We start from the raw sequence: 15,184 nt of genomic DNA on the forward strand, positions 1-15,184 counted from the left end.
CTACCTTCATCCGAGTGAAATAAAAAATCCGGCGCCTTGGCCGGATTTTTTATACGCGTCTTGCCGTCACATCACGGACGGTAGACCTTGACGTTGGCAAAGCCCTTCTCTTTCAGGTAAAGCGCCTGCAGTTTGCTCATCACGCCACGATCGCAATAGAGCAGGTAGGTCTTCTCTTTCGGCAGGTCACCAAAGGCGGTGGCCAGCTTGAAGAAGGGGATATGCATGATCTCGCGCCCTTCCACCACCAGCGGCTTGTCGTCATGCTCCTCCATGGAGCGAATGTCCAGGATCACCTCGTCGTCACCGCTCTCGGCGGTGGTCTCCACCTCCTGCACCTCGGCGGCGGTCTCTTCACCGATGCGACGAATGTCGAGGTAACGGGCCTCAGCCACCACCTTGTCCAGAATGGCAAAGTCGAAGTTCTCCTCTTCCGCCTCGATGCGGGAGAGCTCGGCCTTCACGGTCGGCTTCTTGGAAATCACGCCGCAATACTCCGGCATGGTCTCCGCGAACTCCAGGGTGCCGATGCGGCGGGCTTCGCTGATGATGTCCGGCTTGTCCCAGGTGATGAGCGGGCGCAGGATCACCTTGTCGGTCACCCGGTCGATGACGTTCAGGTTGGTGAGGGTCTGGCTGGAAACCTGACCAACGCACTCGCCGGTCACCAGGGCTGGGATCTGGAACTCGTCGGCCACCTTGGCAGCGGCACGCATCATCATCCGCTTGAGCACCACCCCCATCTGGCCGTTGTCGATCTTCTCGAGGATCTCGGCCACCACGGGCTCGAAGTCCACCGCGGTGAAGCGCACCCGGTGGGAGGAGCCGAAACGGTTCCACAGGTGATAGGCCACCTGCTTGACGCCGATCTCGTGAGCCGCCCCACCCAGATTGAAGAAGCAGTAGTGCACCCGGCAGCCACGCTTGATGAACTGGAAGGAGGCGACACCCGAGTCAAACCCGCCGGAGAGCAAGCTCAGCACATCTTCCTGGGTGGCGATGGGCATGCCGCTCAGCCCCTGGTGGATGGCGCTGACGATGAAAAGCTCCTCGCCATCGATCTCGAGGTTGATCTTCACATCCGGGTTCTTGAGGCGCACACCGTTGCTCACGCAGTGCTGGTTCAGACCGCCGCCCACGTAACGTTCAATCTCCAGCGAGGAGAATTCGTGTTTGCCGTGGCGCTTGGCACGCACGCAGAAGGTCTTGCCCTCGAGCTGATCACCCCAGACGGCTTTCACCTGCTCGAAGATGTCGTGCAGGTCGGTAAACTTGCTGGCCTGCACCTCGAGGAAGGCCTGAATGCCGGGAATGCAGGCCAGGGCTTCGATGGCCTGCTCGCGGAACTGGTCATTACGGGAGCTCACGATCAGCTTGTCCCAATCCATCCGCACCCGGGCATCGTCGTCGAAGCGGCGCAGGACATTGCGGATATTGCCCTGCAGGATCTTGATAAAGCGCTGGCGAACCGACTTGCTCTTGATGGTGATTTCAGGGAACAGCTTGATAATGAACTTCATGGTAATGACTCGGGTGGCCTTGATTTAAGGGCGCGAATTATATCAGAACTTTGTGACCAGCGCCTACTGCATGAGCGGCCGCTCACATTCCCCCACGCAAAGTTTGCCGCATCCGGGCAATCATGCGTATATTCCCACCCCTGCATCCTGGCAACACAGCATCCATGAAAACCCATATCTACTACCCCGGCATGGAGGTACGCGACGAGCTCTGGCTCAAGTTTGCCCTGCTCTATCTGGAGCGGCTCGCCTTCGTCTTCACCGTCAGTGAGAAGAGCGGTCTCACCGCCCTGCTGGAGACCCTGCGCCAGCAAACCGACCTGCTGGCCGAGCCGCCACGACCCGCCTTCTTCGCCCATATCACGCCCCAGGTGGAGAGCCAGATTGCCGGCCTGGTCGCCCCCGACTTCGTACGTCACAAGGTGTTTGGCAACAGGGAGCTCATCGCCCGCTGGCGTTCAGCCCCCAACCACGACTGCTTCTGCCCGGCTCAGGCGGGACTGGAGCGGCTACACGGGTTTTGTCTGACCCACGGCTTTGCGACGCAGGATGAAGGGGGGATCAGAATGGCGCGCCGCTTTGCCAACCTGCTCTCCATGCGCCTCGCCCGTGAGTGGGCACTCGCCAATGACGGGGCGCTGATTACCGATCACGACTATCTCGACCGCCTGCTCCACCTGCTCGAATCTCGCTACCACAATCGCGGCGGTCAGGATTGCTTCCACCTCGAGATCCCGCTGCAAGTGCCCACTCACCTGGCCGACATCCCGTTTGCAGAGCTCATTGCCCTGCGGGGGCGGAGCGGCTTTCGTCAGCAGCTCGCCGAGTTCCATCAGGCCCTCGATGCCCTGCTCGCCATGCTGGGCAGCGGCTACGCCGAACCCGCCGTGTTGACCCGCTTCGAGCAGGCCCAGCAGGGGTTCACACCCTTGCTGGGACCCGAGACCGTCACCCTGCCGCTCACCACGCTCGTCAGTACTGGCTTACCGGCCATGGCGATGATCCACCACCTCAAGGGGAGTCACCCACAGAGCGACCTGGTGTTTCATCCCATCAAGAAGAGCCACTTCCACCAGCGCAAGAGCCGGCATTTCTTCACCCGGCTGGGGCAGGTCAAGCCCTGACTCCCCGCCTCTGCCGGGGAATCGACAATCAACTGACGGCATCGGGACCATCACCGATGCCGTCAATATTCTGGCGCTCACCACGCCCTCAGGAGGGGTTTTCCAGCCGAAACTCGATGCGATCGCTGTTTCCCGCCTCATCCACCACCACCAGCTGATAGCGGCCCGCCTTGCTCACTACTTGATCCCCGTCCCAGCGCAGCCGCTGGCCGTTGAGAAACCATGCCGGCTTGCCGACACCGCCCAGCACCCTGGGCTGCAACCGATAGCGCTGAGTGCGGATAAGGTTGCCCTCCCCCAGTGCCAGGATGCGGATGGGGGCCTGCTGCTCGGCGCTCTGCCCCTCCCCCGCGCAGCCCCTGGCAAGCAGCGCCTGACGCCGCTCGCCCGGTGAGCGCCATGGCTCCAGCGACAGCGGCCAGAGCGCTCTAAAAGCGGATTGTGCCGCATCGTGGCAGCGGGTCAGCGTCGGCTTGCCCGCGGCGGTCAGTGCGACTTGGCGCAGCGGCGAGGGCCAATCCATGGGGTCCGGCAAGGTGGGAGGGTCGCGCCCTTCCAGCAACCAGGCGCTCTGATGCTGCAAACAGGCCTCAGGCAGGGTCGCGCTCCCCTTGCGCCCCAAGGGCCAGCAGATCTCCGCTTCGCTCACCGTGTTGGGTTGTGTTGGCAGGGGGCTGTTGTCCGAGAGCCGCGAATAGACAGAGAGCAGCAGTGGCACTGCCGCACTCTGTCCATAAAAGCCGGGCATGGGGGTGCCGTCGGGGCGCCCCAGCCAGACGCCGATGGTCCAGCGACCGGAGACCCCCATGGCCCAGCTATCGCGATAGCCATAACTGGTGCCGGTCTTCCAGGCCAGTCGGTTGACCCGGCCGGTCGCCTCACTGGCAAAAGGTTGATCTGCCCGTCCCTGGGCACTCAAAATTTGCCAGATGATCCAGGCCGCTCCCGGGCTCAGCAAGGGACGCGACACCGCCTGCTGCCCCGCCAGCCAGACCGGCATGGCCACCTGCCCCTGCCGGGTCAGCGAGCTGTAGAGCGCCACCAGCTGTTCGAGCCGAATGCCCGCCGCCCCCAGCGCGATGGCAGGATTGGGTTTGCCTACGAGCGCCAGCCGCACTCCGGCGTTGTCGAGGCGGCTGACCAGCTTGTCCGGCCCAAGCGCCTCCAGCACCTGCACCGCCGGCACGTTGAGGGATTGCTGCAGCGCCTTCGCAAGGGTCACCGGCCCCTGAAAGGCACCGGAAAAGTTGGCGGGGCGATACTCCGAGCCCAGCCTTGGCGCATCGGAGAGCAGGGAGGCCGAATGCACCAACCCTTCGTCCATCGCCAGACCGTAGATGAAGGGCTTGAGGGTGGAGCCGGGGGAGCGGATCGCCTGCACCATGTCGAGGTAACCGTGGCGACGCAAATTGCCATACTCGGCGCTGCCCACATAGGCGCGCACCGCCATGGTTTTGTTATCTACCAAGAGCAACGCCGCTGAGGTCTGCTCGGGGAAGCGGCGGATATAGCTTGCCACCCGTCCCTCCAGCCAGCGCTGCAGATCCCCGTCGATGGTGGTATGCACCAGGGCCCCGGCCTGATGGTCGGCGGCGAGACGGGCAAACAGTGGCGCCTCCATCGGCGTGAAGTGACCGCGGGCCAGCACAGGCTCGATACGCCCCTCCAGCCACACCTGTTCGGGCCAGACACCCTGTGCCACCAGCCGCTGCATCACCTTGTCACGGGCGGTGCGGGCCCGCTCGGGATGCCGGTCCGGCCGGTTGCGGCTGGGAGCCTGGGGCAGCACCGCCAAGAGCGCCGCCTCGGCATAGGTCAGCTTGGCTGCACTCTTGCCGAGATAGGCAAAACTTGCGGCCTGCACCCCCTCCAGATTGCCGCCAAACGGTGCCCGGTTGAGGTAGACGGTAAGCAAGGTGCGCTTGTCATAGTGCCACTCCAGCTGCAGCGCACGCGCCATCTGGCGCAGCTTGCCGGGCACGCTCCTGTGGTAGGGCTCGATGAGGCGCGCCACCTGCATGGTGAGGGTCGAGCCCCCCGACACGGCCCGCCCATAGCGCAGCCACTGCCAGACCCCGCGCACCATGGCCACCGGATTGACCCCGGGATGGTGCCAAAAGTAGCGATCCTCGTAGCCCAGCAGCGCCTCGATATAGCGGGGGGAGACCTGCTCCAGGGTCACGGGGTAACGCCACACGCCGCTGGTATCGGCAAAGGCGCGCAGCGGTCGCCCCTTCATGTCGAGCACCACCCGTGCGTAGGCCGGGTCGAGCGGCGGCGGCGGGAAAATACGATCCAGCGCCAGCAATGACAGGAGCAGTGCTACAACACCCAGCACCAAAAAGCGCAGCCAGCGTGGCAGGCCACCAAGCCAACGCAAGCCAGCGTGGCCAGTGCGACCCAATTTCAGCCAGCCACGCTGCCAGAAAGTGAGCGGGCGAACCCGCTCAAGGGAGGGTTTGTTACTCAGAGATGATCACCTCGTGGATATCCTCACCCACAGCCCGGATCTCGGGTCGGTACATATCCTCCACCTGGGTCGGCGGCACCTGATAGCGACCCGGCGTCACCGCCCGCATCAGGTAGACCAGTTGCTGGTTGCTCCCGGCGCTCAGATCCAGCGCCGCCGTGTAGCGGTCATCGCGAAACTCCTGATGCTTGAGATAATCGTTCCACTCGCTCTGCCACGCCGGTTTCCCCTCGATGGAGAGCTCTTCGAGCTTGATGCTGTTGCCAAGGGCCGGGTTCTCCAGCTCGAAGCCAGCGGGCACCATCTCCACCAGCAGGGCATCGGGCACCGCCGATTCACTGCTGACATTGAGCCGCACTACCACCAGATCGCCCACCTTCACCTTGGTCGGGTCAAAACGCTGACCGTCGCTGTTGAACCAGCTGCGGGTCACGCTTATCCCCTGACTCAACCGGGTAGGAGCCTGCTCGGGGTAACCGATCAAGGTGCGCTGCACATAGAGGGAGCCCTTGCCCTCGTTGGTGACGGCGCTCGCCGCCAGTGCCTCGGGGGCACCCTGCTGCAGCGGAACCGAACCGCTCAGGGATCCACTGCCAAGAGAGGAGGTTACCCTGGCCTGCCAGTCGACGGCCGGATCGACGCGGGCGAGTCGCAACAGGGCGAGCCGCTCCTGAGTGCTGAGCCACTGACGATGGGCCAGGGTATCGGCCACCTTGGCACTGAGGGCGGGCCAGCGCTCCGCAGCCAGCTTGTGCTGGCGCAACAGGGAGAGCTCAAGGGCCTGATCGCGCAGCGGTGAGCCGTAATCCCCCAGATAATCGTCACCGCGCTCGGTCGCCAATGCCCGACTGAGGGCCTTGGCGGCGTTCTGCTCATCCCCCATGGCCGAGAGGGCCAGCGAGAGGTGCAAGAGCGGCAAACCGGAGCGGGCGTGATCGGCCTGCTGCTCCCAGATAAGACGCAGGGTAGCGAGTGGGGCCTTGCCCACCCGGGCCAGCACATAGGCGCTGTAGGACTGATAGGCCAGCCGGCTGTGCTCGGGGGCACTGCTCCAGCGCTCGCCATACTGACTGTCGGTGAGATAGTTTTGCATCCGGTTCAAAGCCTGATTGAGCATTGCCTCCGGCACGGCATCGCCCGCCTCCTTGCGCGCCAGCAGGTAGTCGGCGGCATAGGCGGTGAGCCACTGCTCCTCGTCGGAGCGGCCATCCCACAGGCCAAAGCCGCCGCTGGGTAGTTGCAACCGCTGCAACCGTTGCAGCAGGGCGCGTTGCACATCCGCCTCACTCGCCGCTTTCTTGCCCTGTGCGGGTTTGCGCCAGGCGGCCCGCTCATCCGCCGTGGTCAGCAAGTAAGGCCAGGCACGGGACAGGGTCTGCTCCAGACAGGCATAGGGGTAGTCGGCCAGCGCCTGCCACTGGGCTGCCGGATCCCAGGGGGGAGTGCCGGAGAGGCTGAGCAGCCCCTGCAGGTTGGCGCGATCCAGTCCGGCCAGCTCAGCTGGCGCAAAGCTCATCTGCTGGCCGGGAGCCAGCATCTGGTAGCGCTGGCGAGTCTCGGCCGGCCAGGGGGATCGCAGCGGCAAAGTCCAGTCGCGGCTGATGGCAAAATCCTTGCCGCTGGCAGCCAACTGCAGGCTTGCCACGCCGCTCGCCCCAGTCACGGTGAGCGGCAGGGTCAGCCACTGCTCCTCGCCATTTTTAAGGGAAAGGGTGCCGGGCAGCTCGCCGTTTGCCTTGAGTCCGCCGTTGAGGGTCCAGACAAGGGAGAGGGTCTGATCCTCGCCGCTCATGTTGCGCAGCTGCACCAGCGCCCGGGTCTCATCCCCTCTGGCGCCAAAGCGCGGCCAGCCAATTTCGGCCACCAGCGGTGCCACCACCTTGACGGCGCGCTCGGCCTCACCGACTTGCTGTTCGTTCCAGGCCAGCGCCATCAGCGCCAGTTCGCCGTTGAAGTTGGGCAGCTCGAGCGGGATCACCGCCTTGCCCTGCTCGTCAAAACTCACCTCGCCGCTCCACAGTGCGGCTATCTCGACCCGGCTCTCCAGCGCGCCGCCCTTTTTCAGCGGCGCCCGGTCACCCCCGTAGTTGAGGCGGGCCAGCTTGCCATCCTGCGGCGGGATCACCTGACCGTAGTTGTCGAACAAATCCTGGGCGAAGCGCTTGCGACCAAAGAAGATCTCGAACGGGTCGAGGGGCTGGTAGTCGCTGATATTGAGCACACCCCGATCCACCGCCGCCAGCACCACCCGCCCCTGACTGTTGGGGGTAGAGGTGGCGATCACCTCCAGCCGGGTAAGCGGCACCGCTTTGTCCGGCGCGCTCAGGGTAAGCGGAAGACGGCGCGCTTCCCGATCCAGGGTGAGCGGCACCAGACCGACCGAGCGCAGGCTTTGCACACTCTTTTGGCTCACCGGCTTTGAGTCACTGTCTGGCGCGGCAATCTGGGCCGAGATATGCAGATCATGGCGCTGCCACTCGGGGCTGACCGGGATCTCGAACTCGCCGCGGGCATCCTTGGCATCGCCACCGGCCCCCTTGAGCTCGATGCGCTGCCACCAGCGCAGGCCGTCACCATCTTCCACCAGCAGCAACCCCTTGCCGGGGCGCGGGGCCACCAGGGTCACTTTGGCCTTGTCACCCGCCTGATAGGCGCGCTTGTCGAGAGTGATGGCAATCTTGTCGGGCCGTGCCTGCTCCCCACCGCCGCCCCAGGCGTAACTGCCTATCTCCACCCGCAGGCTGGATTGATGGCCCTGACTGTTCTCCACTTCCAATCGATACCAGCCCGCCGCCAGTTGCAGCGTGAGCGGGGTCGGCCCCTTGCCATCCAGCTGCAGGGTCTGCTCCTGTTCCAGATAGGGCTGGCTGTTGAACTCGTACTTCCACCCCTCCCCATCGGCGTAGTGCCAGTAGTAGTCGCGGTACTCGTTGATAAGGCGCACCTTCACCCCCCCCGCCACCGGCTGGCCTTGCTCATCGAGGTTGAGGATCTGGAAGGGGAGCGGCTTGCCCCCTTCCACCCGCTCCGCCACGAAATCGGCCTTGAGCGCCGGCCACTGGCTGCCCGCGGGCCAGCCATACTGGGTGCGGCTGCGATTGACGGCGCGGCCACCGGGTTCGGAGAGCGACACCCGATAGGCCACCTCCAGCGGCCCGAGGGCACGCACCCCATCGAGCTCATCAGCAAGCGAAAAAGTCCCCTGCCCCTGCGCATCCAGGGTGAGACTCCGCGGCTCAAGATCCTTGGCCTGCTCGGCGAGCAGCACGTCACCCAGCGTGAACTCCTGCCACTGGGTAAAGGGCATGGTGGCGCGGCTTAACTTCACCTCCGCCTTCGCCTTGGTGGCACTGGCTGGTGCGCCGTAGAGATAGTCCCCTTGCAGCGGCAGAGTGAGGGCGGCGTCCAGACTCGTCACTTCCCCATCCGGCCCCTTGCCAAGCTGCAGTTTCAGCCGCTCCGGCAGAAACTCCTCCACCAGAAAAGGCCACTCGAAGCGGCTACCGGCGGCAGTCTTGAGGTTGATGGTCCAGCGCCCGAGCGGCGCATCATCCGGCAGATGCAGGCCGTAGTGGGCCGCGCCCAAATTGTCCGGCAGCAGGCGCTTTTGTTCGAGCAGTTGGCCGTCCGGCTGTTTCACCTCCAGCTCCACCGCCATGCCCGGCAGCAGCTGGCCATCCTGCCCCTTGAGCAGGATCTCGCTGTCGAGCCGCTCGCCGGGGCGATAGAGATCGCGCCCGCTGAACAGATAGAGCTGTTGGGCCTGCCAGGGCTGGGTGCCGAGATCGAAGGTGGAGAGATCGAGGGCCGCGCCATCGAGGCGCAGCACCGCCAGATGGTTGCCCTGCTCGGCCAGCAGCAGGCGAGCCCCCTGCACCTGATCGAAGCGGCGATGACCTTGGGGGTCGGTGGTTTGCACCTGCAGCCGGTTGCCCTTCTGGTCGAGCAGGGAGAGCTGCACATCCTTGAGGGGGTCGGCGCTGGCCAGGGAGCTGACGAACACCTCCAGCTCATCGCGGTAACGGCGGGCACTGAGCCCCATGTCGCTCACCGCAAAGTAGGTGGTCTCCTTGCGCCAGTCGTAGTTGCCAAGGGGCGACATCACCGCAAAGTAGACGCCAGCCTCCGCCAGCTGCGGCTCCTTCACATTGATGAGGCGGGTCTCGCGCCGGTTGGCATCGAGCTCCAGCGCATAGCGGCCGCTGAACACCCGCTTGGCCCGCTTGGTGATCTGCTCAAGCTCCCAGTTGCCCATGCCGGCACCGGGGCGATACTCGGCCAGGAAACGGGGCAGATACTCCGCATCGACCCGGAAGAAGTCGATATTGACCTCATCCACATTGACCGCGCTGATGGGCAGGCGCAGCTCGTCGCGCAGCGGCAATACCATGCCGCTCGCGGTAAACGACGCCCCCGCCTCCAGCGGCCGGGTCTTGAGGGTCCAGCGCTGGGGGGATGGGCCCAGCCCAGCCTTGAGGCTCACCTCATAGCTCTTGTCGGGCTGAACGTTCGGGAAATAGAGGGTGCGACCATCGTCGGCGAGGATCCACTCCCCCTGCACCTGCTTGCCCCCTTCACTCACAGAAAGCCAGCTCTGCCAGTTTGCCTTGGGCGCCAATGGGCCGGAGAAGACCAGCGCCAGCGCCGGGGCATCCCGATACTGGCGGGCATTGGCCTGCACCACGGAGGCGGGCGCCCCCGCCTCCTGCCGGGCAGTGGATTCGGTGGTCGGAACCTGGCTGACAGGCTTGTCGGGGCCGCAACCGGCCAGCAGCAGCGCCGCCAGCCAGGCCACACGGGGAAGACGAGTCACGGGGCAGGAGAGAGAGAGGTGCATGGTGTTCATCCCGGGTTGGATCGCCGCAGCGCAGGAGCCAATAGAATAAAGCGTCACTCCCGGGAACACCAACTGCCATATCGGGCGGCATCGGCCAACAGAGATGGGCGCATCGCCTCGAACGGGAGCGCGACGCTCCGTGAACCGCGAGGTTTATTCGAGACCCTGCATGCGATGTCCTGTTCCATGAAAGAGGATTGTCGTGATTTTCTGAACCCGGGCTAAACCGGGCACCACTGTTCACTTGTGCGTGATCGGGCCATTCATTATGCTCGGCCCTGCTCAATGCAGGCCTTCCAATCAACGACATATCAAGCAGATAAATATTTTTTAAGCCTTGAACACCTGTGCCATACATAACGTGCAGGTGCGCTCGATGTATGCCTCAACCATTGAAAACAAACTTATTAATTGTCCATCGACCAGAATGCCGACCTTGAGTTCACACAGGGTCAGCGGGGTCATGCATCCATCCCTCTCTGGAGTCATATCAGCATGGAAAATAACGATCTGTCCCTCGTCGAAAAAAGATTGGTTGCCAGATTCCTGGACATGTTCATCAAATTTGGCCTTATTCTGGCGCTAGGCTCGTTCTGCTTCACCGTGTTCTCCCCCTTCATGAACATGATGCTGTGGGCCCTGATCCTGGCGGTCACCCTTTACCCCCTCCATCAGCGCTTTGCCGCCCGACTCGGGGGAAAACAGGGCCAGTCGTCCACCCTGCTGGTCCTGCTGGGCATCCTGCTCATCGTGGCCCCCACCGTTGCCATGCTGGGCTCCCTGGGAGACAGCGTCAGCGCCCTGATAGACAAGGTGAACAACAACACTCTGGTGATTCCGGCGCCTTCCGCCGACATCGCCAGCATCCCGCTGATCGGTGCCAAGCTGCACGCCTTATGGACCAAGGCATCCGTGGATCTGCCGAGCCTCCTCATCAGCTACAAGCCGCAGCTCGGCGACATGGCCAAGCAGACTGTCACCATGCTCGCCAGCATGGGGGGCGGCCTGCTGGGCTTCGTCGCCTCTTTCATCGTGGCCGGCATCATCATGGCCTGGGGTGCACCGGGTGCCATCAGCGCCGAGCGCATCGCCATGCGCATCACCGATGAGCGCAAGGGCCTCGCCCTCACCAAGCTGTGCACCAGCACCATCCGGGCCGTGGCCATGGGGGTCATCGGGGTCGCCTTCATCCAGGCCCTGCTGGCCGGCGTCATCATGTCCCTCGCCGGGATCCCGGCGGTCGGCATCTTCTTCGTCCTGGCGCTGATCCTGGGCATCGCCCAGGTCCCCGTCATCCTGGTCACGGGACCGGCCATCGCCTTCATGTGGATGGCGGGGGATCACGGCACCCTGCTCAACGTCATCTACTCAGTGCTGCTGGTCGTGGCCGGCATGGCCGACAACGTGCTCAAGCCGCTGCTGCTGGGGCGTGGCGTCGATGCGCCCATGCCGGTAGTGCTGCTGGGGGCCCTCGGCGGCATGGCCACCAACGGCATCCTCGGCATGTTCATCGGTGCCACCCTGCTCTCCATCGGCTATCGCATCTTCATGGCCTGGGTCAACGACGGTCTGGCCAACGCGGAAAAATAACCCCATGGCCGACGCACTTTCTCTCCTTCGCCCCCTGTTTGCAGGGGGCACCTGCCTGCTGCTCGGTGCCTGTACTCTGCTCGGGCCCGATTATCAGGCCCCCGGTGTCGAGGAGATGGCCAACTGGCACAGCGCCAGCGAGGGTCAGCAGGCGGTGACGGTGACCGACTACCGACGATGGTGGGACAACTTGCACGATCCCGTGCTGAGCGCCCTGGTGGAGGAGGCCTTCCTCAAGAATCCGGACGTGCGGATCGCCGGCCTGCGGATCCTCGAGGCCCAGGCCCAGCTTGGCATCGCCGAGAGCCTGCTCGGCCCCCAGGCGACGGTGGGAACGGCAGAATTCCTCCAGGCAGGTCAGACCCGGGGCGGCCACAGCAGCGCGGGCAGCAGCTACGGCGCCGGCTTCAACCTCGGCTGGGAACTCGACTTCTGGGGCAAGTTCCAGCGCGGAGTCGAGGCGGCGGATGCCAGCTATTTCTCGACCCTGGCCCAGTATGACGACATCCAGGTGTTGATGGCCGCCCAGGTGGCCCAGCTCTATGTGAGCATCCGTACCCTGGAGGCCAGGCTCCAGATCGCCCGGGAGAATGCCCGCATCCAGCGGCGCAGCCTGGAGATCACCGAGCGACTGTTCAAGAGCGGCAACAGCGCCGAGCTGGACGTGCAGCAAGCCAGGACCCAGTACCTGGGCACCCTGTCCGGCATTCCCCAGCTCGAGACCAGCCTGCGCCAGAGCCAGAACGCCCTCTCGACCCTGCTCGCCAGACCCCCGGGTCCCCTGCCCGAGATGGCCTCGGACACCGGCAAGATCCCCCTGGGAGAGCTGGCCCTGGTCACCGAGATGCCGGCGGATCTGCTGCGCCGTCGTCCCGATGTGCGGGTGGCGGAGCGTCAGCTGGCCGCCCAGTCGGCCCTCATCGGGGTGGCCGAGAGCGAGCTCTACCCCTCCATCACCCTGCTCGGCACCCTGGGGGTCAACGCCACCAATGGGGAGAGCGGCACCTTCTCCTGGGCCGTCGGCCCTTCGCTGAGCTGGAACCTGCTGGATCAGGGCCGGCTCGGCAACCAGATCCTGGTGCAGGACGCCCGCTTCCAGCAGCTGCACGAACGCTATCGCGACAGCGTGTTCAAGGCGGCCCGCGAGGTGGATGACGCGGCGGTGGCCTACGCCAACGGCCAGGAGGAAATCGCCCTGCTGACCCAGACCGGCGAGGCCGCCCGTCGCTCCCTCGAAATCGCCAACACCCAGTACCGCGAGGGGATGGCGGACTTCCAGCGGGTGCTCGACTCCCAGCGCGCCCTGTTCAACCAGCAGGAGCGCCTGGTCAACAGCCGCGGCGCCCGGATGCGCGATCTCATCACCCTCTACAAGGCACTGGGTGGCGGTTGGGAACAGGGGCGCGAACGTCCCCTGGTGACCCCCAAGGTGGAGGCCCAGCTGCGCACGCGCGCCGACTGGGCCCCCCTGCTCGACGCAGCCCATTCCCCCATGACACAGAAGGCAAGCTCCCATGACTGACACAGCCTCTCCCGGCCAGGCCAGCCGCCGCGCCACCCTCGGGCTGCTGGCCGCGATCCTCCTCCTGCTCAGCTGGTATCTGCTGGCGGACCGGCTGACCCCCTACAGCTCCCAGGCCCGGGTGCAGGCCTTCGTGGTCCCCGTCGCCGCCGAGGTGTCCGGCCAGATCAAGCGGGTCTATGTCCACGACAATCAGGACGTGGAGGCCGGCACCCCCCTGTTCGAGATCGATCCCGAGCCCTATGACATCGCCCTGGCCAAGGCCAGATCCGACTACCAGACGGTGCTGAGCGGCGTCAAGGCGAATACCGAAGGGGTCAAGGCGGCCGAGGCTTCCCTGATGGCCATGCGCGCTGCCTACGACAACGCAGCCAAGGATGCGGAGCGCCAGGAGCGGCTCTATCGGGAAGATCCGGGGGCCATCTCGGTGCGTCGCCTGGAGGTGGCCCAAGCCAACCGCGAGACAGCCAAGAGCCAGGTGGCGGCGGCCGAAGCCGACGTTCGCCGCGCCATCGAGGCCGCCGGGGAGAGCGGCGATGACAACTCCCAGCTGCTCAGTGCCCGCTCGGCGGTGCACAAGGCCGAGCTGGATCGCCAGAACACCCGCGTGGTGGCGCCGGGCCGGGGGCTCATCACCGACTTGAGCACGGATGCGGGCCAGTTTATCGGGGCCGGCGCCCCGGCCATGACCCTGATCGCCATCCACGACGTCTGGGTATCGGCGGATCTGACGGAGAACAACCTCGGCAACATTCGACCAGGGGACAAGGTCGCCATCCTGCTCGACAGCCTGCCTGGACAGCTGTTCGAGGGGAAAGTCCGCAGCGTCGGCCACGGGGTGGGCGATGGCAAGAACCAGCCCGCCGGTACCCTGCCCACGGTGGACAACAACCGCGACTGGCTGCGCCAGGCCCAGCGTTTCCCGGTCAAGGTCGCCTTCCAGAGCGACGACTTCCCCCCGGTCGAGGCGCTGCGGATCGGTGGTCAGGCCGACGTGCTGGTCTACACCGGCGAGAGCGGGGTGATGCACCTCCTGGGGGCACTCTATATCCGCCTGATGAGCCTCTTCTCCTTCCTCTATTGAGGCACCAGATGCATAACGCCGACAGGGCTGTACTGCGCATTGGCACGGGCATCGGGCTCGCGACGGGGATCTGTTACGGCCTGGCGCTGCCCATGCCCCACCTCGGGGTCATCATGGCCTGGGTGGTGCTGTGCCGACCCGGCGAGCCGCTCAGCCTTGGCAAAGGGTTGCTGGGTGGCGCTCTGCTGCTGGCCGTGATGGTCGGCGGCGTGCTGCTGGTGCCCCTGCTGACCCACTATGCCATGGCGGCCGTGCTGCTCGTCGCCCTGCTGCTCTACCTGCTGATGCAGCAGGCGATGGCCGGCAAGGGCGCCGCCGCCATGCTGCTCATCATGGCCATCACGGTGATCCCGGTGGCCGGTCTCATCGAGCAGTCCCTTGCCATTGCCCTTGCCCAGATGATGGGACTGGGGATCCTGATAGGCACCCTGGTCAACCGCCTGGCCCACGCGCTCTTCCCTCCCCTGCCGGTGGCCGGGGCGGCGACCAGGGCGCCGCCGCCCCCCCCCGAACACCCCGAGCGGCTGGCGCTGCGCGCCGTCGCCATGGTGCTGCCGGTGTGGCTGCTGGCCCTCGGCAATCCGGCGTTCTACATTCCGGCGGTGATGAAGACGGTTACCCTGGCCCAGCAGAGTACCTCCCTCAACGCCAGACAGGCGGGCCAGGAGCTGGTGCTCTCGACCCTGATGGGCGCCCTGCTGGCGTTCGCACTCTGGCTCGGGCTCAGCCTCTGGCCCTCGCTCCTGATGCTGGTACTGATGCTGGTCCTGATGACCCTCTGGCTGGCGCGGCGCCTGGTGCGGCTGGTGGTGGGGCGTTTCCCGCCATCCTTCTGGAGCAACACCTGGATCACGGCGCTCATCCTGTTTGGCCCGGCCATCGAGGACAGCGCCACCGGCAAGGATGTGTGGTTGGCGGCCGCCATGCGTTGCGGCCTCTATCTGGTGGTGGCCGGCTATGGCTGGCTCTGTATCTTGCTGCTCGAGCAGTGGTGGCCGGCCGGCCGCCCACTGGCAGAAGCCAAGCTAGGAGATTGA

At 65.1% G+C, this 15,184-nt stretch carries 9 protein-coding genes; 5 read left to right on the forward strand and 4 right to left on the reverse strand.

All coding sequences use genetic code 11. From position 1 onward, the window contains the following. Positions 1–71 precede the first annotated feature (71 nt). Positions 72–1,520 carry a tRNA uracil 4-sulfurtransferase ThiI gene (thiI, locus tag H7R73_RS15110; RefSeq protein ID WP_039038656.1) on the reverse strand — a complete coding sequence of 483 codons (1,449 nt, stop codon included), beginning with the start codon at positions 1,518–1,520 and terminating at the stop codon, positions 72–74. 164 nt (positions 1,521–1,684) lie between these two features. Here thiI and H7R73_RS15115 point away from each other — a divergent pair, with 164 nt between their 5' ends. Beyond that, positions 1,685–2,644 carry a hypothetical protein gene (locus tag H7R73_RS15115; RefSeq protein ID WP_041212808.1) on the forward strand — a complete coding sequence of 320 codons (960 nt, stop codon included), beginning with the start codon at positions 1,685–1,687 and terminating at the stop codon, positions 2,642–2,644. An 88-nt stretch (positions 2,645–2,732) separates the two neighbouring features. Here the strand turns inward: H7R73_RS15115 and pbpC are convergent, their stop codons facing one another. From pbpC to H7R73_RS24415, 3 genes are all read right to left on the reverse strand, one after another. Then, positions 2,733–5,054: a penicillin-binding protein 1C gene (gene pbpC, locus H7R73_RS15120; RefSeq protein ID WP_232092788.1), complete on the reverse strand. Its 2,322-nt coding sequence runs from the start codon at positions 5,052–5,054 to the stop codon at positions 2,733–2,735. A gap of 52 nt (positions 5,055–5,106) precedes the next feature. Continuing rightward, positions 5,107–9,951: an alpha-2-macroglobulin family protein gene (locus tag H7R73_RS15125; RefSeq protein ID WP_232092700.1), complete on the reverse strand. Its 4,845-nt coding sequence runs from the start codon at positions 9,949–9,951 to the stop codon at positions 5,107–5,109. Between the two features lie 330 nt (positions 9,952–10,281). Further along, positions 10,282–10,416: a hypothetical protein gene (locus tag H7R73_RS24415; RefSeq protein WP_010674281.1), complete on the reverse strand. Its 135-nt coding sequence runs from the start codon at positions 10,414–10,416 to the stop codon at positions 10,282–10,284. Between the two features lie 87 nt (positions 10,417–10,503). Between H7R73_RS24415 and H7R73_RS15130 the strand changes: the two genes are divergently transcribed. Genes H7R73_RS15130 through H7R73_RS15145 form a run of 4 tightly spaced genes read left to right on the forward strand, consistent with a single transcriptional unit; the run spans position 10,504 to position 15,184 of the window. Beyond that, complete coding sequence (locus H7R73_RS15130) at positions 10,504–11,541, forward strand: AI-2E family transporter (RefSeq protein ID WP_223955555.1); 1,038 nt, start codon at positions 10,504–10,506, stop codon at positions 11,539–11,541. A gap of 4 nt (positions 11,542–11,545) precedes the next feature. Beyond that, positions 11,546–13,063, forward strand: a complete 1,518-nt coding sequence (locus H7R73_RS15135; RefSeq protein WP_103259874.1) for an efflux transporter outer membrane subunit — start codon at positions 11,546–11,548, stop codon at positions 13,061–13,063. Then, positions 13,056–14,147, forward strand: a complete 1,092-nt coding sequence (locus tag H7R73_RS15140; RefSeq protein WP_103259873.1) for an HlyD family secretion protein — start codon at positions 13,056–13,058, stop codon at positions 14,145–14,147. Before H7R73_RS15135 ends, H7R73_RS15140 begins: the two co-directional genes overlap by 8 nt. A gap of 8 nt (positions 14,148–14,155) precedes the next feature. Then, a complete protein-coding gene (locus tag H7R73_RS15145; RefSeq protein ID WP_182951314.1) occupies positions 14,156–15,184 on the forward strand; it encodes a DUF2955 domain-containing protein in 1,029 nt (342 codons plus the stop codon).

Source organism: Aeromonas sp. WP2-W18-CRE-05 (assembly GCF_014168615.1).
Classification (GTDB): Bacteria; Pseudomonadota; Gammaproteobacteria; order Enterobacterales; family Aeromonadaceae; genus Aeromonas; species Aeromonas caviae.

Coding starts and splice junctions, on each gene's coding strand:
- thiI (WP_039038656.1), bottom strand. CDS start 1,520: ATGAAGTTCATTATCAAGCTGTTCCCTGAAATCACCATCAAGAGCAAG.
- H7R73_RS15115 (WP_041212808.1), top strand. CDS start 1,685: ATGAAAACCCATATCTACTACCCCGGCATGGAGGTACGCGACGAGCTC.
- H7R73_RS24415 (WP_010674281.1), bottom strand. CDS start 10,416: ATGACCCCGCTGACCCTGTGTGAACTCAAGGTCGGCATTCTGGTCGAT.
- H7R73_RS15140 (WP_103259873.1), top strand. CDS start 13,056: ATGACTGACACAGCCTCTCCCGGCCAGGCCAGCCGCCGCGCCACCCTC.
- H7R73_RS15125 (WP_232092700.1), bottom strand. CDS start 9,951: ATGCACCTCTCTCTCTCCTGCCCCGTGACTCGTCTTCCCCGTGTGGCC.
- H7R73_RS15145 (WP_182951314.1), top strand. CDS start 14,156: ATGCATAACGCCGACAGGGCTGTACTGCGCATTGGCACGGGCATCGGG.
- H7R73_RS15135 (WP_103259874.1), top strand. CDS start 11,546: ATGGCCGACGCACTTTCTCTCCTTCGCCCCCTGTTTGCAGGGGGCACC.
- H7R73_RS15130 (WP_223955555.1), top strand. CDS start 10,504: ATGTTCATCAAATTTGGCCTTATTCTGGCGCTAGGCTCGTTCTGCTTC.